Here is an 18,818-nt window from a genome sequence, read left to right on the forward strand (position 1 = left end):
ATGGCGCCGGGCTGCCCCCAGTGTGCAGCCCGTGCCGGAAACCGGGCGTGCCGGATCTCAGAGCTCGGTCTTGCGGGACCGATCCAGCATCACCGCGGCGACGATGAGGGCGCCCTTGATGACCTGCTGGTAGTAGGATTCGACCCCGAGCAGATCGAGACCGTTGTTCATCACGCCGATGAGCAGCGCGCCGATCACCGTGCCGCTGACCCGGCCGATCCCGCCCGACAGGCTGGTGCCGCCGATGACCACGGCCGCGATGGCGTCGAGCTCGTAGGCGACACCGGCCTGCGGCAGGGCCGACCCGGTGCGCGCCGCCAGGATCATGCCGGCGATGCCCGCCAGCGCGCCCGAGATGGCGTAGACCGCGAAGCGGATCCGGTTGACCGAGAGCCCCGAGACCTTCGCGGCATGGGGGTTGCCCCCGACCGCGTAGACGTGGCGACCGAACCGCGTGCGGGTCAGCACGAAGTGGGACAGCCCGAAGATCAGCGCGAAGAGAATGATCGGCACCGGGATGCCGGCGATGTCGCCGGTCCCGATCCAGCGATAGCCATCGGTGAGCGCCGGGATCGGACGGCCGCCAGAATAGATCAGCGTGAGCCCGCGCGCCGCCGAGAGCATCCCCAGCGTTGCCACGAAGGCCGGCACCGCATAGCGCGCGACGGCAAGCCCCGAGAGCGCGCCCATGGCGATCCCGGTCACGAGACCGATGACGAGCGGCAGCAGCGCGAAGTAGGGCGCGCCGGGAATGAAGCCCGACGCCGAGGTCGTGGCGAAGCTCGCGGAGACCACCCCGGCGAGCGCGACCACCGAACCGACCGACAGGTCGATGCCCCGGGTCAGGATGACGAAGGTCATGCCGATGGCGAGGATGCCGTTGATCGAGGTCTGACGCAGCACGTTGATGATGTTGCGCGAGCTCAGGAAATTCTCGTTCACCACCGACAGCACGACGCAGAGGACGATCAGCGCGATCAGGATGCCGTAGCGCTGCGCCACCGGTCCGATCCGCTCCGAAAGCGTCTGACGTTGCTCCGCCCCCGCGCCGGCTGGTGTTGCGGCTTTGACTTGCTCTTTCACGGTGTTCCTCCCATTGGTGCGCCCCGCCACGAGTTGCGGGGCCGGCGCCATGCACGCGCGGCGGCGGCTCAGGCCGCCAGGTGCAGCAGTTTCTCGGCCGACATCTCGGCCCGTTCCAGTTCCCCGGCGACCCGCCCGTCGCGCATCACGATGGCCCGGTCGGCCATCCCCAGCACTTCGTCGGTCTCGGAGGAGATCATGATGACGGTTCCGCCCTGACGGGTGAAATCGGACATCACGCGATAGATTTCACGTTTCGCGCCGACGTCGACACCACGGGTCGGCTCGTCGAGCAGCAGGATGCGGGGCTCGGTCAGGAACCACTTCCCAAGAACAACCTTCTGCTGGTTGCCGCCCGACAGGTTCGACACCCCGAGCCGGTCCGACGCGGTCTTGATGTTCAGCGTGTCGATCATCCGGGCGGCGGCATCGCCCTCGGCCCGGGCGTTCATGACCTGGCCCGCCGACATCCGGTCGAGGGTCGCGAGGCAGAGGTTGTCCCGCACGTCACCGGTGAGCACCAGGCCCGAGCGCTTGCGGTCCTCGGTCACGTAGGCGAGCCCCGCCGCAATCGCGTCGTTCGGGGTCCGGATCCGCGCCTCGGCGCCCTCGATGACGATCTGCCCGTCGGTCTGGTCCGACAGTCCGAACAGCCGGTCGAAAATCTCCGAGCGCCCCGAGCCCATGAGCCCGTAGAGCGCGAGGATCTCGCCGCGCCGTGCGGAGAAGGTCACGTCGCGGACGCCATGCGCGGCCGAAAGCCCGCTGACCGAGAGGGTGCTTTCGGTTCCGGGCGCGTTCTCCTTGACGAATTCCTCGGTCAGCGGCCGACCGACGATCAGGTTGATGAGCCGTTCCTTGTCGATGTCGGCAAGCGCCCCCTCCTCGACGAAGGACCCGTCGCGGAAAACCGTGTAGCTGTCGCAGATCGTGAAGATCTCGGACAGTCGGTGGCTGACGTAGATCACCCCCTTGCCCCGCGCCTTCAGCGTCTCGACCGCCTCGAACAGCTGGTCGGCCTCTGCCTCGCCAAGCGCCGATGTCGGCTCGTCCATGATGATGACCTCGGCATCGTAGCTGAGCGCCTTGGCGATCTCGACAAGCTGGGTCTGGGCGACCGTGAGGTCCATCATCATCGTGTCGGCACGGATGCCGAAGCGGAAACCGTCGAGCAGCTCCTGCGCGTTGCGGTTCATCGTGCGGAAGTCGATCCGGCCGAACAGACCGACCGGCTCGCGCCCGAGGTAGATGTTCTCGGCCACCGACATCGCGGGGACAGGGCTGAGCTCCTGCTCGATGATGGAAATCCCGTTCGCGAGCGCTTCGGCCGGGTCGGCGAAGCTGATCTCGGAGCCGTTGCGCAGCAGGGTGCCCGCATCGGCGTGATGGATGCCCATGATGATCTTGAGAAAGGTCGATTTGCCCGCGCCGTTGCCACCGCAGAGGGCATGCACGGAGCCGCGCTCCAGCGTGAAGCGTCCGTCCTTCAGGGCGGGCACTCCGCCGAAGGACTTCCTGAAGCCCTTCGCCTCGAGCAGCGGCTTGGTCATGTCTTCCTCCCTCTCCTCATGTCGACTGAACATATGTCATCTTCAATCTGACATTTGAAATGTAGGCCGCTCTCTTTACTTATGTCAACACGGACCTGACATTTTCAGGAACTCTTTATTTACCTATTATTTTCATACGTTTAAAATATTTTCCAAACCGGTGGCTGCCAGTCCTTCGCCGACATGCGCCGGGCCGCACGCCGGTTGGCCGGCTGCGATGGACGACTTTCAAGCGTCGGACAGATCGGATTCGATTGCGGTAACGGTCGCGGCGCAGACGGGCGCCCCGACGCGCTCCGCGAACAGAGAAACGCCGACTGCAAGCCCGGAACGTCGCCGTCTTGGCGGCCAGATCGCGATACATTTGGGAGAAGGAGAGAGCGTTCGGCCCGGAGCGCGGGATCGGTCAGGCCTGGAGCCTCGCGCGTGCGACCCCTGCACGCACCGTGACATCGGAGCGAGAGGCCACCGGTGAGAAGCGCCGGGGCCGCATGATGAGCGGCCCCGTGCGGGAAAGCGGCAGCGAACCGGCACCCCCTGTGGAGAGCGCCGGCCGTGTCGTCGGTTCAGACGAACATGAAGTCGTCGGTGGTCAGGGTCGAGGAGTCCATGCCCTCGACGTAGATCACGTGGCCACTGTCGCCGACCTCGACCTCGACGCCGTACTCGGTGTTGGTGAAGCTCAGCTGGGCCGGTGCCACGCCGCTGACGCGGATCAGGTCGACGCCGTCCTCGAAGTCCCAGATCTCGTCGTATTCGCCGGCGTTGAAATCGTTGAATACGAACAGGTCGCTGAAGCCGTCGCCGCCTTCGTAGCCCCCGTACATGATATCGTCGCCATCGCCGGCGTTGATGGTGTCATAGCCTTCGCCGCCGTAGATGGTGTCATCGCCGTTGCCGCCGGCAAGGAAGTCGTTGCCGGTCTCGCCATCGACAAGGTCGTTGCCGTCACCGGCGCCCATCGTGTCGTCGCCGTCGTGGCCGAGCATCGTGTCGTTGCCGAGGCCGCCACCCATGTTGTCGTCACCGACACCGCCGTCGACCAGGTCATGGCCGAAGCTGCCGGCCAGCGTGTCGTCGCCCGAGCCGCCGATCACCGTGTCCGCTCCGTAGCCGCCCGAGGCCGCATCCTGATCGGCGCCAGCATCGATGTAGTCGTCATCGGTGCCGCCACCGATCACGTCGTTGCCGTTCTCGCCGTAGATCGTGTCGTTGCCGGCGCCACCACCGATGGAGTCGTCACCGACGCCGCCTTCGGCATAGTCGTTGCCGTCATCGAGCGCGATGTTGTCGTGATTGTTGCCACCGTAGACCGTGTCGTCACCTTCGCGTCCCAGGAGCGAGTCGTTGCCCTGGCCGCCGTAGATCACGTCGTCGCCGGCAAGACCGTCGAGGAAGTCGTTCGCCGCCATGCCGTTGATGGTGTCATCGCCGGCCGTCCCGGTCAGGATGTCGAAGCCGTTGGTGCCGTTGATATGCTGGCCGGGGAAACCCGAGGCTGTCACCGAAAGCTCGTAGGTGCCGGTGTAATCATCGTCATAGGCGCTTGCGCCGATGTAGTAGTAGCCGCTGTAGCTCGCGGTATAGGTAAGCTCCGAATCGAGCCCGATGCCGTCGTCGTCATCCTGGGCGAGCTCGTCCTCGAAATCGTCGTAGAGCCACAGGTAGGGGTCCGCGAGGGTGCCGTCTCCGCTGTCGGCGCCGGTCAGGGAAAAGGTGTAATCAACGCCGGCATCGAGGTAGATCGCGACCCAGTCTGTGTCTCCGAAACTGTCGATGGTGCCGGTGAAGGTGTCGCCGCTCGCGATGGTGTATGGCGTGCTGGCGTCGGCCGGGGCGTCGGTCGTCTCGGTGTAGGATGCATTTGTCGACATGATGAGGCTCCTCCGTCAGGTCCCCGGCGGACGATCCACCGGGGCACGGAAAGGAAGTCTAGGGCGGGAAACCGCCCCGAAACATGCGGCAAATCAAATGTGTGCGAATTTTAGCCTATGACCTAACGTCAACCACGGGCCTGTCGCCAGAACCTCCCCGGAGGGAGCCGCCTTACCTGAGCGGCATGCTCACGCGGAACTGCACCGTCTCGACGCCCGGGTTGTCGTCGTAGATCCCCGCGTTCGAGCGGTGGTCATAGCTCAGCGCATAGCGCCAGCCGCCGCGGCTTTCGTATCCGAACTCGATGCCCGAGCGGAATTCGATGGGGCCGCCGAGATCGAAATCGTCACCCGCCGCGTAGAGACCCGGCATGGCGTGCAGCTCGGTGTAGAACGGGCTCTTTCCGATGAAGGTGTCCCAGGTGAAGCCGTAGCCGAGCCACGATCCGCTTTCCTCGCCGTAGGAGATCCCGAGCGCCTGGCCGAACGGGCCGATGTCACGGCCGAAATCGTAGCGCAGGTAGATCTCGGGGCTTTCCTCGGCGCGGCGCTCGAGGGTCGTGCCGGTGGAGAATGCCACGCGCGGCACCGACTCGGTGGTGCCAAGACACCCGGTCGCCGTGCCGCAATAGTTGCTGCCCATGTCCGTCAGCCCCGCGATCAGGAGCAACGCTGCGAAGGTTCCGTCTGCCATATCGCCTCTCACTGTCTCTGGAACCATGCATGTCGCAGATCGCGCACGAAGTCCAGTCGCTCGGAGATGTCGGTTCGTCCCTGCCGCCGGGCTCCGCGCCAAGGAGATGCCGCGTGTGGAGGGAGGCCGCTCAAATTTTAAGCACCCCGTCCGGACCCTTGCCCCGCATGGCCTGGACGCGTGCCATCCACAGCTTCACCCACAGATTTTGGGGATAGTTCCGAAGGCTCCGGGGAAAGTCCCCCGCACCGGTTCCGGGTGCTGCACACGCTCGGATGCCTGAGGCCTCGCCCGTGCAGGCCGGCGACATGCAGCTTCGCGCATGACCGCATGATCACTGCGCAACACGCTGAGGTTGAACAATAAAAACGTAAATATCCTAGGGCTTGGAGCCGTCGCCCCGGGGGAAGACGAGATCCTTCAGCGGCCCCTTCATCAATTGTGGAAGAACCGCCTTCCACGCCTCGAGTAGGCTGTGGAAATAGGCCGGGTCCTCGCGCAGGACAGTCTGGATCCCCATGCCGCGAACAAGGCACAGGGTCATGTTGAGAACCACCGCCGCCTCTTGCGCAGACAGGTCCGTGGGCTCGCAGAACTCGCTCCAGATCCCGTCGAGCGCCTCGTGGAACTCGCGCACCACCGGGATCATCCGCGCGCGCAGATCCGGGTCGGTGCGCGCGCCGTTGATGAATTCCACCGACAGGTAGAAGAACCGCCCCGAGAAGAGCTGCTGCAGCCATTCGATGAAGGCGTCGAGGCCCATCTCGTTGCGCGACACCGCCACGGCCATCTCGCGGATCTCGGCGGTGCCGTCGCGCAGCAACGTCTCCATCGCCGCGACCATGATGTCGGAGCGGGCGGGAAAGTGATGCAGCAGCGCACCGCGCGACACCCCTGCCCGCTTCGAGAACTCGGTGGTCGAAGCGTTCTCGTAGCCCACGTCGAAGATCACGTCGAGCGCGGCATGGATGAGCTTTTCGCGCGTGGCGATGCTGCGGGCCTGAAGCGGCCTGTCCTGTTTCAAGCGGGTCTCCTCCCAGTTGCCGCGTCGCGTTTCCCTAGGGCGGGCGCCCCCGAGCCGGGGGCGCTGCGCCGATCCGGCGATCAGTATGCGATGGATGGCAACCAGAGCGAAAGCACGGGGAAGGCGATCAGGATGATCAGCGTCAGGATGTCCATCGCCAGGAACCAGGTGATCCCCTTGAAGATCTCCGGCAATGTCACCGCGTTCTTCAAGGCCCCGTTTATCATGTAGACATTGAGCCCGATCGGCGGCGTGATGAGCCCGACCTCGAGCAGCTTGATGACGATGATGCCGAACCACACCGCGTTGATGCCCGAGGCATCCACCATCGGCACGAGGATCGGCAGCGTCAGAAGCAGCAGGCCGATGCTGTCGATGAGCATACCCAGCACGAGGTAGATCACCGCCACCGCGAAGAGGATCCACCAGGTCTGGTCGCTGACCGACAGGATGGCGTCGCTGAAGGCGCGCGGAAAGCCCGACAGCGCGAGGAAGCGGGTGAAGAACAGCGAGCCGATCAGGATGATGAAGATCGACGCGGTCGAGATCATCGCCTGGCTCACCGCCTCGACGAAGGTGCGCCACGTGAGCTTGCGCCGCGCCAGCGCGATCACGGCCGCGGCAAACGCACCGAGTGCGCCGGCCTCGGTCGGCGAGAAGACCCCGGTGAAGATGCCGCCCAGCACCACGAGGATCAGGGTGGGCAGCGGCCAGATGTCGCGCAGCGCCTCGCGCCGCTCCTGGTCGGTGACCACGACCTTGCCGGAGCCGGCGAGCTCGGGCTTGAGCTTCACGCGGATGATGATCATCGCCATGTAGATCAGCGCCGACAGCAGGCCGGGGATGAAGCCCGCCATGAAGAGCTGCCCCACCGACACCTGTGCGTAGACGCCGTAGAGGATCAGCAGGACCGATGGCGGGATCAGCGAGCCGAGCGTGCCCGACGCGGCGATGGTGCCGGTGGCGAGCCCCCGGTCGTAGCCGTTCTTGAGCATCTCGGGCACCGCCATGCGCGACATCGCCGAGGCGGTGGCGACCGACGACCCCGAGGCCGCCGCGAAGAAGGCGCAGGCCCCGACCGAGGTGATGGCAAGCCCGCCGGGCAGCCGCGACAGGTAGATCCGGAGCGCGAGGAACAACCCTCGGGTCATGTCGGTCGAGGAGCAGATGAACCCCATGAGCAGGAACATCGGCGCGGCCGACAGCTCCCACTGGCCGACGTAGTCGAAGGGGGTGGCCGAGATCATGCCCCAGGCCACGTTCATGTTGAACATCACGGCGATGCCGCCGATGGATACCAGCCCCAGCGCGATGCCCACGGGCACGCGAAGGGCGATCAGGACGAGCGCGAGGACGACGCCCGCGATCCCGACGTCAAGATTGCTCATGTCGGATACTCCTGGGCGGGGTCACAGGGCGGTGCGCTGCGACAGCGAGGTAAGCAGGTTGGACACCACCGCGAGGAAGGCGGCGGCAAAGCCCACCGGCAGCGACCAGCGCGAGGGCCAGATGATGAAGCGGAAGTTGCTCATCGCCTCCTCGCCGCTTCCGGTGGCGCGGATCGCGTCGGACAGGGTCTGCCAGAACAGCATCCCGAAGAACACGAGCCCCATCAGGCAGGCGAAGACGTAGAGCCCGAAGCGGACCCGGCGCGGCATCATCTGGACGAAAAGGTCGACGCGGATGTTCTCGTGCTTCAGCTCGACGAAACCGAAGGCGAGGAAGACCAGCGCGACCATGTAGTAGAACGAGACGACCTCGAGCGTGCCGACGATCTGGCCGTTGAAGAAGTAGCGGGCGGCGACGTCGAGCGTGATGTGCAGCATCATGAGCACCATCATCGCGCTCGCCAGCGTCGCGGCGCCGATGTTGATCCAGCGGATGGCCTTGACGATCGGCTGCATGGGCGGTCTCCACGGGTCGGTGTGGGAGGGTTCGGGCCCGCGCCTGCGGCGGGCCCGACCGGTGTCGATCAGTCGACGCCGTAGGTGGCGGGGTCGATCTTGCTGTAGATTTCCTGCATGGCAAGCTCGGTCAGCGCATCCTCGTCGTCGGTGTCGACGTCGGCAAGAAGCTCTTTCCACTTGTCCATCTTGGCCACGAAGTCGTCGATGACCTCCTGGCCGTTCTCGAGCCCGTACTGCTCTTCGGCGGTGGTGTAGACCTTGGTCAGCGCCGCCTCGCGGAAATCGGTGACCGAGGCAAGCAGGTCCTCGGCGGGCTCGTAGACGTTGCCGCCCGCGTCCTGCGAGGCCTGAAGCCCGGCTTCGGCATTGTCGGTGTAGGCGATGATCATGCGGGCCATCGAGCGCGCCGAGGCCTCCATCAGCACGCTGCGCTGGTCAGCCGTGAGCCCGGCCCAGAACGACGGGTTGAAGCCCCACTGCGGGCCCGACCAGTACATGCCGGTCGAAAGCAGCGTGGTGTGCTCGGCGACCTCGAGCAGCGAACGGTCGACGAGATCGCTCGCCGAGTTGGTCGCGCAGTCGAGGGTGCCGCGCTCGAGACCGGTATACATCTCGCTCGAGGGCACGTTGACGGGGATGCCGCCGGCTTCCTCGACCCAGACCGAGACGCTCGACCCGGCGGTGCGGATGCGCTTGCCCTGCATCTCGTCCAGCGTGCGGACGGGGCTCGAGCACATCAGGATGTAGGGCGGCGTGGTGTAGGCGCCGAGGTAGACGACGCTCTTGTCCTTCCACTCCTGCAGCTGGGTCGGGTTGGTCATCGAGAACTCGGTGACGGCGAAGATCGTCGGCATCGGGTCGCTGTAGTTGAAGCCCAGCTCCTGCACCGCGTTGGCGACGGGCAGCTCGGAGGGCGTGTAGATCGCCGCGTGGTGCGCGACCTGCACGACGTTGTCCTGCACGCCCTGCAGCGAGGCGCGCGGCGCGAGCAGTACGGTGCCGGTGTAGACCTCGGGCACGAGGTCGCCGTCCGACAGCTCCTCGACCAGCTCGGCCCACTGGATGTAGCCCTGCTGCGACATCGGCACCGCCGAGTCGTAGAAGCTGTTGGCGATGAATTCGGTCTGGGCCACCGCCGGCACGGCCGTCATGGCCGCCAGCGCGGTCGTCGCGATGAGTTTCTTCATGGTCGTCTCCCTGTGGGTGCGAAGAATGGCGGGCCGGGTTCTTGCGGGCCGGCTCCGCCGATGGGTGGCGTCAGATGTCGCCCTTCTCGTGTGCCTCGGCCATCTCGATGAGGCTGTTGAAGCGGTAGGTCGTCTCGGCCAGCTTGCCCGGGTCCATCGTCGCGCCGAACCCCGTCTTGGCATGACGGCGGTAAATCCACGCGTTGTCCAGCCCGTTCGCGCGCCCCGGCACGTGATCGTGGAACATGCTCTCGGCGGTGTGCAGCAGTTTCGACTTCTCGACGCCAAGGTCGCCGATCATCTTCAGCATGTAGTCGAAGTTGCGCTGCGACGGCTTGTAGGAGCCGATGTCCTCGGCGAGGTAGGTGGCGTCCCAGGCGATGCCGAGCTTCTGCGCCGAGCCCGCGAAGCTGCGGTTGTCGACGTTCGAAAGCGCGATCATCTTGTAGTGCTGCTTGAGATAGGCCAGCGCCTCGGCGCTGTCGTCGAAGGCCGGCCAGTTGCCGACGCTGTTGCCGTAGGTCTCGCATTCTTCCCAGTCGGGCGCGAGCCCCAGCGCCTCGCCGCAGCGGCGGTAGACCGTCGCCAGCAGTTCCGAGTAGGGCCGGCCCGGGGTCTGCGCCTGGTGGAAGCTTTCCATCCGCGCGTGCAGTTCAAGCACCGCGTCGTCGCTCATCTCGTCGGGCAGCCGGTCGGTCAGCGGCCGCAGGTTGGTGCGGATGCCGGTTTCCCAGTCGATGACCGTGCCGTAGATGTCGAAGCTGAGGGCGGAGTAGTCTTTGAGCATGACGTCCCTTCGGGATCAGAGTGAGGTGGTTTTCTTCACGGCGACGCCGTCTTTCATGATGAGCGGCATATGCGCGCCCTGCCCGGTCAGAAGACCGAGGTCCTTCAGCGGGTTGCCCTCGACCGCCACCACGTCGGCAAAGGCGCCGGGGGTGATCGCGCCGATCTGGCCCTCCATGCGCAGCACCTTGGCGGCATCGACGGTCGCGGCGCGGATCACGGCATCGGCTGGCATGTAGCGGCCGCGCAGCGGGAACTCGCCCGACTGCTCGGTCTGCATGCCGCCCAGCAGGTCGGAGCCGTAGCCCATCAGCACGCCCGCCTCGTGCATCTTGCCGAGCCGCTCGAGACCCGCCTCGCGCACGTCCGAGACCTTGGCCACCGACTCCGGCGGCAGGCCGAACTCGGCGCCCTTCCGGGCCAGCAGGTCGTAGGTGATGTTGGTGGGCACCACCGGGATGCCCTCGCGCGCGACCCGCGCGATGGTGTCGTCCGACATCAGGTTGCCGTGCTCGATGCACTCGAAGCCGCAGTCCAGCGCCCGGACGATGGCCTCGTCCGAGTAGAGGTGCCCCGAGACATAGGTGCCAAAGCCCTTGGCGATCTCGACGATCGCCTTCAGCTCGTCGACCGAATAGACGAGATAGCCCACCGGGTCCGAGGGCGAGGACACGCCGCCGTCGGCCATGACCTTGACGAACTGGGCACCGTTCTTGAGCTCTTCGCGGGCGGCGCGCTGCACCTCGGGGATGCCGTCGCAGATACGTCCCATGGCGCCGAGCTGCGTCGGATACCAGCTTGCATCACGGTTGCTGTAGGGGCCGCGGTAGTCGGTGTGGCCACCGGTCTGCGACAGCGCCTTGCCACAGATCACCAGCCGCGGCGCGGTGAAGTAGCCTTCGTCCACCGCCTGCTTGAGGCCGACGTCGGCACCGCCGAGGTCGCGCACCGTGGTGAAACCGCGCATCAGCATGTTGTTCATCAGCCGCGAGCTCTTGGCGGCGATCAGCGACGACGGCAGCGACGCGTTCAGCCCGAGGTTCGCGGTCGAGGCGATGACGTGCACGTGGCAGTCGATCAGCCCCGGCATGACGGTCAGGCCGGAGAGGTCGAGCGTCTCGTCGGCATCGACCGAGGCACCGGCGGCGACCTCTTTGAAGATGCCGTCCTCGATGACGATGTTCACCGGGTCGGCGGGCTCCGGGGTGGTGCCGTCGACGATTTGCGCGTTCTTGAGAAGGGTCAGGGTCATCTGGTCAGTCCAATAGGTGCGACAGGGGCTCAGGCGGTTTCGCTGGCCGTTTCGGCCGCGTGCCACCGTTCGAGATAGGCGAGCGTGTCCGCGAGGTTGGTCACGTCGACGTAGCGGCGGCCGAGATCGCGCAGGTTGTCGCGGTGCGGCTGCTCCTCGATGTCGCCGACGCAGTCCTCGGGCACCAGCGTGCGATACTTGTGGCTGAAGGAGTCGATCGAGCTTGCCCGGATGCAGCCGCTGGTGTTGCAGCCGGTGATGATCACCGTGTCGACGCGCTCCTTGGTGAAGAAATCCGCGACATCGGTGCTGAAGAAGATCGAGGGCGCCTTCTTGCAGACCGTGAGGTCATACGCCGGATCGTAGATGCGCGGGTCGATGGCCGCGCTCGGGTGATCGTGCCGGAAGGTCTCGCGCACGGCGGTGATCTTCCAGTAGGGCATCTCGCGCTCGTTCATATAGGCGGTGTTGCAGTTCGCAACCGGCACGCCGTAGCGCCGCGCCACTTCGAGCAGCTTCTCGGTGTTCTCGAGCGCCCGCATCACCAGCGGCGCGCCACCCAGCGGATACTGCGGGTCGGTGAAGCCGAGCTGGAAGTCGACCACGACGATGCCGGGCTTGAAGCCGGTGCCCACGGGAATCTCGCCATAGCTGCGGTTCTTGTAGTCGTCTTCGCTCATCGTGGTCCTCCTTGTCGTTAGCGCTCATCCAACGGGATCGGAAAGCAAACAGTCAAGACTGTTTTTTTCTGGAGTGCGGAGCGAAATCCGAAACTCTGCGCCGGTTGCACAGTTTGGCGGCAGTCCACGCAGCCGCTCGGACCGAGCCTGTTGGCCGGCCCCTGCCTGCCTGCGACTCACGACTTTCCGTCGAGCCAGCTCCGGATGATCTCGCGGTGGCGCTCTGCGCCGTAGCTCGGGAAATGGCCGCCATGCACCACCCGCACGGGCAGCTCCAACATCCTCTCCATCGAGCGGACGTAGTCGGCGGCATCGGCGTGGTAGGTGTCCTCGATCAGCGGGCCATCGTAGACGATGTCGCCCGAGAACAGGATGCCCCGCGCCGGCTCCCAGAGGGCGATTCCGCCGGGCGAATGGCCGGGCGTGTGGATCACCTCGAAATGCCGGTCGCCGAGGTCGATGATGTCGCCGTCGTCGAGCACCCGCGTCGGCCGCGCGGGCCGCACCGCGTAGCTGTCCGAGGCGTAGGGCTCGGGCGGCAGCACGTCGAAGATGTCGTCGGTCACGTAGGGGTCGGCGAGCGTCGCGCGGCGCGTCGGCGCCTCGAGGATCTCGGCCTCGGCCCGGTGCACCGCGCGGTCGTCGAACTCGTGGTGACAGCCGACATGGTCGAAATGCGTATGGCTCGCCACGGCGGTCAGGCCGCGCTCTGTCACCAGCGGCACCCATTCGCGCAGGCTCACCACGCCCATGCCGCTGTCGACCAGCATGTCGCGGTCGCGCCCGCGCACGTGCCACATGTTGCAGCGGTAGAATTCGTGGATGAAGGGCTCGTCGATATGGGTGACGTCGTCCCCCACGGTGCGGGTGCGATACCAGTCCTCGGCGCGGGCGCGCTGCATGTCTCAGGCCTCCATCGGGTAGATCTTCACGGCGGCGGGGTCGGTCGACAGCATGAGCCGCGCCCCCGGTTCGGGCAAGGCGCCGGGCGGCAGATGCGCGATCAGCACCAGCTCGGGCGCCGCCTCGGGAATGACATGCGCGCGGCAATGGGTGCCGAAAAAGGCCGCATCCCGCACGGTGGCGGCCCCCAGGGCAAAGCCCGCGTCGCCGGTGGTGATCGCCTCGGGGCGCAGGCAGGCGGTCGCCCGGCCCGCGCGCACGCCCTGCGAGGGCAGCGCGCCAAAGGCCGTTTCGACGCCCGCGTCGGTCACCTGCGCGGGGATGTGGTTCATCTCGCCCATGAAATCGGCGGCGAAGAGCGTCGCCGGGGCGCGGTAGACCCGCGCCGGGGTGCCCTCGTCCTCGATCCGGCCGGCGTTCATCACCACGATGCGGTCGGCGATGGCCATCGCCTCTTCCTGGTCGTGGGTCACATGCACGAAGGTGGTGCCGACCTTGCGCTGGATCTCCTTCAGCTCGTCCTGCATCGCGCGCCGCAGCTTGAGGTCGAGCGCCCCGAGCGGTTCGTCGAGCAGCAGCACGTCGGGCTCGACCGCCAGCGCGCGCGCCAGTGCCACCCGCTGCCGCTGGCCGCCCGAAAGCGCGTGCGGCCGCTTGTCCGCCGCGTCGGAGAGCCCCACGAGGTCGAGCATCTCCATCGCCCGCGCGTCGCGCGCCCGGCGCCCCTGCCCCGCCATCCGCAGGCCGAAGCCGACGTTGTCGCACAGGCTCATGTGTGGGAACAGCGCGTAATCCTGGAACATCGTGGTGGTGGGGCGCTTCGCGGGCGCCACCCGGGTCATGTCGCGCCCGCCGATCAGCACCTGCCCCCGCGTCGGCTGCACGAAACCGCCCAGCACCGACAGCAGCGTGGTCTTGCCGCAGCCCGACGGCCCCAGCAGCGTGACGTATTCGCCCGCCGCGATCTCGAGCGCGATGTCCTTCAGCGCGTGGAAGGTGTTGAAGTAGTGGTTCAGCCCCTGAAGGCTCACGGGTGCGGTCATGGGCGTTTCCGGAAAACGAGGATTTCGAGCAGGAGGACGACGGCCACCGAGACGAGAAAGACGAGGCTTCCGATGGCGTTCAGCCGCGGCGAGAGCCCCGAGCGCAGCAGCGACCAGATCTCGACCGGCAGGGTCACGTCGAAGCGGGTGAGCAGGAAGGAGATGATGAACTCGTCCCAGCTGAGCGTCACCGACAGGAAGAAGGCGGCAAGGATCGCCGGCAGCAGCATCGGCACGGTGACGAGCGCGATCACCTGCGCCTCGCCCGCGCCAAGATCGCGCGCCGCGCGTTCGGCGTTCTGCTGCTGCGCGCCCATGGCGGCGTAGATGATGGCGAAGGCGAGCGGCAGGTTGATGACGACGTGGCCGATGCCGGCAGTGACCAGCGACAGACCGATGCCGGTGCGGGTCAGCACGATCAGCAGGCCGAGCCCGACGATCAGGTAGCTCACGGTCAGCGGCGCGATCAGCAGCCCGCGCAGCAGCGCCGAGCCGGGCAGCACGTGCCGCGCCAGCCCGTAGGCCGCGAAGAAGCCCAGCGTGACCGCCACCGCCGACGAGCCGAAGGCCACCATCAGCGAATTGCCGAGCGCGCCCATCAGGTCGCCGTCGCTCAGGATGTCGCCATACCAGCGCAGCGAGGGGCCCTCGAAGGGCGGCACCGGCAGCCCGCCCTCCTGGAACGAGAACAGTACCAGCGTGCCGACCGGCAGGTAGATGAAGACGAAGGCCGCCAGCAGGTAGGCCCAGGGCAGGAGACGCATCATATCCGGTCGAGCCTCAGCCAGCGTGCCGAGGCGAGGTAGGCCAGCGACACGATCCCCATGAGCACGATGGCCAGTGCCGCCGCGAGCGGGAAGTCGGCGCGCCGTCCGAGCTGCACCATGATGACCTGCGGCACCGTCAGCTCGGTGTTGCCGCCGAGGATCTGCGGCGTCACGTAGTCGCCGATGCATAGCACGAAGGTCAGGAAGGCACCGGTGACGATTCCCGGCAGGGTCAGCGGCAGGATCACGTGGCGAAACGTCTGGAAGGCGTTGGCGCCAAGGTCCATCGCCGCGCGGCGGTAATTGGGCGACAGCTGCACGAGGTTCGAGAAGATCGTCAGCGTCAGCAGCATGACGAAGAAATGCACGAAGCCGGTCACCGTCGCGAAGCGCGTGTTCGCCAGCGTCACCGGCTCGGCGATGACCCCCAGCGCCATCAGCGTGTTGTTCACCACCCCCTCGCGCGCCAGCACCAGCAGCCACGCGTAGGAGCGCACCACGTAGGAGGTCCAGAACGGCAGGATCGCCAGCAGCAGCGCCAGCCGCTGCCAGCGGCGCGGCACGTGGAAGGCGATGATCCAGGCCAGCGGGTAGGCCAGCAGCACCGAGACCGCCGTGACGGTCAGCGTGATCTCGAGCGAGACCATGATGGCGCGGGCGAGATAGGCCTTCTGGCCGAGCTCGATGTAGTTGGCCAGCGACAGGTCCCAGACCAGCGTGCGGCCGTCGAGGGTCGCAAGGCTCATGGCGCCCATCACGACGAAGGGCACCACGAAGAAGGCAAGCGTCCAGATCAGGGCCGGGGCGGTGAAGCCCCAGCCCCTCCGGGCAGTCCCGTCGCTCATTGCTGCAGCGTTTCCAGCCAGAGATCCTGCATCTCGATGTCGAGATCCATGTCCGGCGCCGGGTAGAGCTGCGTCCGCTCGAGGTAGTCCGGCTGCTGGTCCCAGCGCAGCAGCGCCTTCTGGTCGTCGCTCAGCACGTCACCGGCCTTGGCGTTGGCGGGCATCCCCCAGAAGCACGAGGAGGTCGCCAGCCGCGCCTGCCCCTCGGGGCCGGTGATGTATTTGACGAACTCCAGCGCGAGGTCCGGCTGCTCGGAGCCCTCGAGCACGCCGATCGACTGGCTCCAGAGCACCGCGCCCTCCTCGGGGATGGTCCAGGTGAGCTCGGGCTGCTCGCCCGCGAGCCCCGCCGTCAGCCACTCGCCGCCGCCGACGACGATGTCGACCTCGCCGGTGGCCAGCGCCGTCTGCGCCGCGACCACGCCCGCGACCGAGGCCGCCCGGGACCGCATGGTCGAGAGCGTCCCCCCGATGGTGTCGAGCGCCTCGGCGTCGATGTCGGCGGTGGGGATCCCCTCGGCGATGGCGGCAAGCCCCATCACCGGCAGGTAGTAGTCGTAGATCGAGATGCGGCCGTCGTATTTCTCGGACCAGACGGTCGAGAGGCTCTCCATGTCCGCCGCGTCGACCTTGTCGGAATTGTAGGAGATCGTGTTGTAGCCGAATTTCTCGGTCACCGCGTAGGTGGTGCCATCGACCGTGTTGTTGGCCTCCATCACCACTTCGGGGAAGAAGTCGGCCGTCGGCAGCTCATCCGCCGGCAGCGGCGCGAGAATGCCCGCCTCGACGGCGCGGAACACGTCGATGCCGTCGATCACCAGCACGTCCCAGTCGCCGGGGCGGGACTGGTCGAGCAGCGCCAGCGCGGCGCCGGTGCCCTCGTATTCGCGCAGGTTGACCTTGACGTCATGCGCCTCCTCGAAGGGCTCGATGAGCGCCGGGTCGGTGTGGTCGCACCAGACCAGCGCGTTCAGTTCGCCCTCGGCCAGCGCGCCCTGCGCGGCGAGGGTCAGGGCCAGCGTGCTGACAGCGGTCTTGCCGTATCTCGTCATCTTGGTTGTCTCCCGGTTGATGTCGCGGCCTTGGGGCCGTCGTCTTGATCTGTCTCAAGGTCAGTCGTGAGTGGTGTCGGGTCGCTCAGTCGCGCGCCACGCCCGGCAGGGCGCAGAGCATCTCGAACAGGAAATTGGCGGCGATCACGGCGGTGTTGCCCGCCGGATCGTAGGGCGGCGAGACCTCGACGAGGTCGCAGCCCACGAGGTTCAGCCCGGCGCAGCCGCGGATGATCTCGAGCCCCTGGATGGTGGTGAGCCCGCCCACCTCGACCGTGCCCGTGCCCGGCGCAAAGGCCGGATCGAGGCTGTCGATGTCGTAGCTGAGATACACCGGCGCGTCGCCGATGGTCTCGCGGATCTCGGCCATGAGCGGGGCGAGCGACTTGTGCCAGCAGGCCTCGGCGGGCACCACCGTCCAGCCCTTGTCGCGGCCCCAGTCGAAATCCTCGGGCGCGTAGCCCGAGCCGCGCAGGCCGATCTGGAACACCTTGTCGTTCTGCAGAAGCCCCTCTTCGTGGGCGCGCCGGAAGGGGCAGCCGTGCGCGGCCTCTTCTCCGAACATCTGCGCGTTGGTGTCCGAATGCGCATCGACGTGGATCAGCGCGACGGGGCCGTGACGCTCGGCCATCGCCCGCAGGATCGGCCATGTCAGCGTGTGATCTCCGCCGAGCGTGAGCGGCACCACCCCGTGCGACAGGATCGCCCGGTAGGTGTCGGCGATGATGCCGACGGACTTCTTGAGGTCGAAAGTGTTGATCGGCACGTCGCCGATGTCGGCCACCTGCAGGCTGTCGAAGGGCGCGGCCCGCGTCGCCATGTTGTAGGGCCGGATCATCCGGCTTTCGTCGCGGATCTGGCGCGGCCCCAGCCGCGTGCCCGACCGGTTCGAGGTGCCGATGTCCATGGGGATGCCGACGAAGCAGGCGTCGAGCCCCTCGGCGGTATCCTGCGTGGGCAGGCGCATCATCGTGGCCGGGCCGCCCATGCGCGGCATCGCGTTGCCGCCCAACGGCTGGTTGAAGTCCTTCATCTCATCCTCTCGAACGCTTTGCCCCAGATTTCCGTTGACATGCCTTCGGAAAAATCAGGAAAAACCGAAAATCACTTCGGTCTTTTCCGAACCAAGAACCACGGAACGCCCATGCCCCCCGATCCGACCGCCACCGCCCCCTCGGACCGCAAGGTCGGCTTCTCGGTCGAGACCATCGACATCCGGCTCATTCGTATCTTCATGGCCGTGGTCGAGGCCGGCGGGCTGTCCGCCGCCCAGCTCGAGCTGAACCTCGCGCTGTCGACGATCTCGGAAAAGGTGTCGGCGCTCGAGAAACGCTTCGGCATGAAGCTCTGCCAGCGCGGTCGCTCGGGCTTCGAGCTGACCACGGCCGGCGAGCAGTTCTACGAGGAATGCGACCGCCTGCTGAAGGCGCTCGACCAGTTCGGCCAGCGGGTCGGCACGCTCAACGCCAAGATGCCGCGCAACCTGACCATCGGGCTGGTCGACAACATGATCTCGGACCCGCGCTGCCCGATGAGCCACGCGCTCGGGCAGTTCACCCGGCAGGCGCCGGGGGTTCACCTGCGGCTGGTGGCGCTTACCCCGAACGAGCTGCTGGCCGAGGTGCTGGCCCGGCGGGTCGACATGGTGGTGGGCAGCTTTCCCAAGGTCATTCTCGGGCTCGACTACATCGACCTCTACGAGGAGCCGCACCACTTCTACTGCAGCGAGGCGCACCCGCTTTTCGACGTGCCTGAAACAGAGGTCGGCATCGACACCGTGCGAGATCACCGCATCGTTGCCCGCTCGTACTGGGGCGCGCGCGACACCCGCATCTTCGCCATCCCCTCGGCCCATGCCACGGTGTCGGACATGGAGGCCGAGGCGCATCTGATCCTGTCCGGTGCCTTCCTCGGCTACCTGCCCGAGCACATGGCCGATGTCCTGTCGCGACGGGTGAAGCTGCGCCCGCTGCGGCGCGACCTGTTTTCCTACAGCGCCCGCTTCCAGATCGCGCTACGCGAGAACTGGCGCAGCCACGCGGCGCAACGGCTTATGGTGGATAGCATCCTCGAAGGCCTCGGCGACCGCGCGGGCAGCGCCCCGGTGCCGGACCGCATCGCCGACGGTCGCTACCGCTAGCCCTGCCCGGCCCTGCCTGCTATCCCATGCA

At 66.7% G+C, this 18,818-nt stretch carries 18 protein-coding genes; 1 reads left to right on the forward strand and 17 read right to left on the reverse strand.

The window, feature by feature from the left end; translation table 11 throughout:
• Positions 1-57: 57 nt before the first annotated feature.
• The 17 genes from D6860_RS10140 to speB form a co-directional block, all read right to left on the reverse strand.
• On the reverse strand, positions 58-1,083 hold the full coding sequence (locus D6860_RS10140; RefSeq protein ID WP_229743314.1) for an ABC transporter permease: 1,026 nt from the start codon (positions 1,081-1,083) through the stop codon (positions 58-60).
• Positions 1,084-1,151: 68 nt separating this feature from the next.
• A complete protein-coding gene (locus D6860_RS10145; protein WP_076624314.1) occupies positions 1,152-2,633 on the reverse strand; it encodes a sugar ABC transporter ATP-binding protein in 1,482 nt (493 codons plus the stop codon).
• Between the two features lie 566 nt (positions 2,634-3,199).
• A complete protein-coding gene (locus D6860_RS10150) occupies positions 3,200-4,507 on the reverse strand; it encodes a calcium-binding protein (protein ID WP_076624313.1) in 1,308 nt (435 codons plus the stop codon).
• Between the two features lie 172 nt (positions 4,508-4,679).
• Positions 4,680-5,201, reverse strand: a complete 522-nt coding sequence (locus D6860_RS10155) for an acyloxyacyl hydrolase (protein ID WP_076624312.1) — start codon at positions 5,199-5,201, stop codon at positions 4,680-4,682.
• A gap of 379 nt (positions 5,202-5,580) precedes the next feature.
• Positions 5,581-6,225, reverse strand: coding sequence for a TetR/AcrR family transcriptional regulator (locus D6860_RS10160; RefSeq protein ID WP_076624311.1), 645 nt, complete (start codon positions 6,223-6,225; stop codon positions 5,581-5,583).
• 80 nt (positions 6,226-6,305) lie between these two features.
• Positions 6,306-7,613 (reverse strand): TRAP transporter large permease, encoded by a 1,308-nt coding sequence (locus tag D6860_RS10165; protein WP_076624310.1) that lies wholly within the window; start codon positions 7,611-7,613, stop codon positions 6,306-6,308.
• 21 nt (positions 7,614-7,634) lie between these two features.
• Positions 7,635-8,129, reverse strand: coding sequence for a TRAP transporter small permease subunit (locus D6860_RS10170; protein ID WP_076624309.1), 495 nt, complete (start codon positions 8,127-8,129; stop codon positions 7,635-7,637).
• Between the two features lie 68 nt (positions 8,130-8,197).
• Positions 8,198-9,319 (reverse strand): C4-dicarboxylate TRAP transporter substrate-binding protein, encoded by a 1,122-nt coding sequence (locus D6860_RS10175; protein WP_076624308.1) that lies wholly within the window; start codon positions 9,317-9,319, stop codon positions 8,198-8,200.
• Positions 9,320-9,389: 70 nt separating this feature from the next.
• Positions 9,390-10,106: an HAD family hydrolase gene (locus D6860_RS10180; protein ID WP_076624307.1), complete on the reverse strand. Its 717-nt coding sequence runs from the start codon at positions 10,104-10,106 to the stop codon at positions 9,390-9,392.
• A 15-nt stretch (positions 10,107-10,121) separates the two neighbouring features.
• Positions 10,122-11,357, reverse strand: coding sequence for a metal-dependent hydrolase family protein (locus D6860_RS10185; RefSeq protein WP_076624306.1), 1,236 nt, complete (start codon positions 11,355-11,357; stop codon positions 10,122-10,124).
• A gap of 29 nt (positions 11,358-11,386) precedes the next feature.
• On the reverse strand, positions 11,387-12,037 hold the full coding sequence (locus D6860_RS10190) for an isochorismatase family protein (protein ID WP_017468147.1): 651 nt from the start codon (positions 12,035-12,037) through the stop codon (positions 11,387-11,389).
• A gap of 176 nt (positions 12,038-12,213) precedes the next feature.
• Entirely contained in the window at positions 12,214-12,939 is a 726-nt protein-coding gene (locus D6860_RS10195; protein ID WP_017468146.1) for an MBL fold metallo-hydrolase, read from the reverse strand.
• A gap of 3 nt (positions 12,940-12,942) precedes the next feature.
• A complete protein-coding gene (locus D6860_RS25970) occupies positions 12,943-13,983 on the reverse strand; it encodes an ABC transporter ATP-binding protein (protein ID WP_076624305.1) in 1,041 nt (346 codons plus the stop codon).
• A complete protein-coding gene (locus tag D6860_RS10205) occupies positions 13,980-14,750 on the reverse strand; it encodes an ABC transporter permease (RefSeq protein WP_076624304.1) in 771 nt (256 codons plus the stop codon). The genes D6860_RS25970 and D6860_RS10205 overlap by 4 nt, the downstream gene beginning before the upstream one ends.
• On the reverse strand, positions 14,747-15,595 hold the full coding sequence (locus tag D6860_RS10210; RefSeq protein WP_076624303.1) for an ABC transporter permease: 849 nt from the start codon (positions 15,593-15,595) through the stop codon (positions 14,747-14,749). The genes D6860_RS10205 and D6860_RS10210 overlap by 4 nt, the downstream gene beginning before the upstream one ends.
• Positions 15,592-16,647 carry an extracellular solute-binding protein gene (locus tag D6860_RS10215; protein WP_076624302.1) on the reverse strand — a complete coding sequence of 352 codons (1,056 nt, stop codon included), beginning with the start codon at positions 16,645-16,647 and terminating at the stop codon, positions 15,592-15,594. Before D6860_RS10215 ends, D6860_RS10210 begins: the two co-directional genes overlap by 4 nt.
• Before the next feature lie 85 nt (positions 16,648-16,732).
• Positions 16,733-17,680 (reverse strand): agmatinase, encoded by a 948-nt coding sequence (gene speB, locus D6860_RS10220; RefSeq protein WP_017468584.1) that lies wholly within the window; start codon positions 17,678-17,680, stop codon positions 16,733-16,735.
• A gap of 111 nt (positions 17,681-17,791) precedes the next feature.
• Here speB and D6860_RS10225 point away from each other — a divergent pair, with 111 nt between their 5' ends.
• A complete protein-coding gene (locus tag D6860_RS10225) occupies positions 17,792-18,787 on the forward strand; it encodes a LysR family transcriptional regulator (protein WP_076624301.1) in 996 nt (331 codons plus the stop codon).
• Positions 18,788-18,818 lie beyond the last annotated feature (31 nt).

Origin of the sequence: Salipiger sp. D13 (assembly GCF_003703915.1) — a bacterium.
GTDB classification, from domain to species: Bacteria; Pseudomonadota; Alphaproteobacteria; order Rhodobacterales; family Rhodobacteraceae; genus Salipiger; species Salipiger profundus.

Excerpts from the sequence above, each read along its gene's own strand:
- D6860_RS10175 (WP_076624308.1), bottom strand. The coding sequence starts at position 9,319 with ATGAAGAAACTCATCGCGACGACCGCGCTGGCGGCCATGACGGCCGTG.
- D6860_RS10195 (WP_017468146.1), bottom strand. The coding sequence starts at position 12,939 with ATGCAGCGCGCCCGCGCCGAGGACTGGTATCGCACCCGCACCGTGGGG.
- speB (WP_017468584.1), bottom strand. The coding sequence starts at position 17,680 with ATGAAGGACTTCAACCAGCCGTTGGGCGGCAACGCGATGCCGCGCATG.
- D6860_RS10225 (WP_076624301.1), top strand. The coding sequence starts at position 17,792 with ATGCCCCCCGATCCGACCGCCACCGCCCCCTCGGACCGCAAGGTCGGC.
- D6860_RS10180 (WP_076624307.1), bottom strand. The coding sequence starts at position 10,106 with ATGCTCAAAGACTACTCCGCCCTCAGCTTCGACATCTACGGCACGGTC.
- D6860_RS25970 (WP_076624305.1), bottom strand. The coding sequence starts at position 13,983 with ATGACCGCACCCGTGAGCCTTCAGGGGCTGAACCACTACTTCAACACC.
- D6860_RS10165 (WP_076624310.1), bottom strand. The coding sequence starts at position 7,613 with ATGAGCAATCTTGACGTCGGGATCGCGGGCGTCGTCCTCGCGCTCGTC.
- D6860_RS10145 (WP_076624314.1), bottom strand. The coding sequence starts at position 2,633 with ATGACCAAGCCGCTGCTCGAGGCGAAGGGCTTCAGGAAGTCCTTCGGC.
- D6860_RS10155 (WP_076624312.1), bottom strand. The coding sequence starts at position 5,201 with ATGGCAGACGGAACCTTCGCAGCGTTGCTCCTGATCGCGGGGCTGACG.
- D6860_RS10185 (WP_076624306.1), bottom strand. The coding sequence starts at position 11,357 with ATGACCCTGACCCTTCTCAAGAACGCGCAAATCGTCGACGGCACCACC.
- D6860_RS10190 (WP_017468147.1), bottom strand. The coding sequence starts at position 12,037 with ATGAGCGAAGACGACTACAAGAACCGCAGCTATGGCGAGATTCCCGTG.
- D6860_RS10215 (WP_076624302.1), bottom strand. The coding sequence starts at position 16,647 with ATGACGAGATACGGCAAGACCGCTGTCAGCACGCTGGCCCTGACCCTC.
- D6860_RS10210 (WP_076624303.1), bottom strand. The coding sequence starts at position 15,595 with ATGAGCGACGGGACTGCCCGGAGGGGCTGGGGCTTCACCGCCCCGGCC.
- D6860_RS10205 (WP_076624304.1), bottom strand. The coding sequence starts at position 14,750 with ATGATGCGTCTCCTGCCCTGGGCCTACCTGCTGGCGGCCTTCGTCTTC.
- D6860_RS10170 (WP_076624309.1), bottom strand. The coding sequence starts at position 8,129 with ATGCAGCCGATCGTCAAGGCCATCCGCTGGATCAACATCGGCGCCGCG.
- D6860_RS10150 (WP_076624313.1), bottom strand. The coding sequence starts at position 4,507 with ATGTCGACAAATGCATCCTACACCGAGACGACCGACGCCCCGGCCGAC.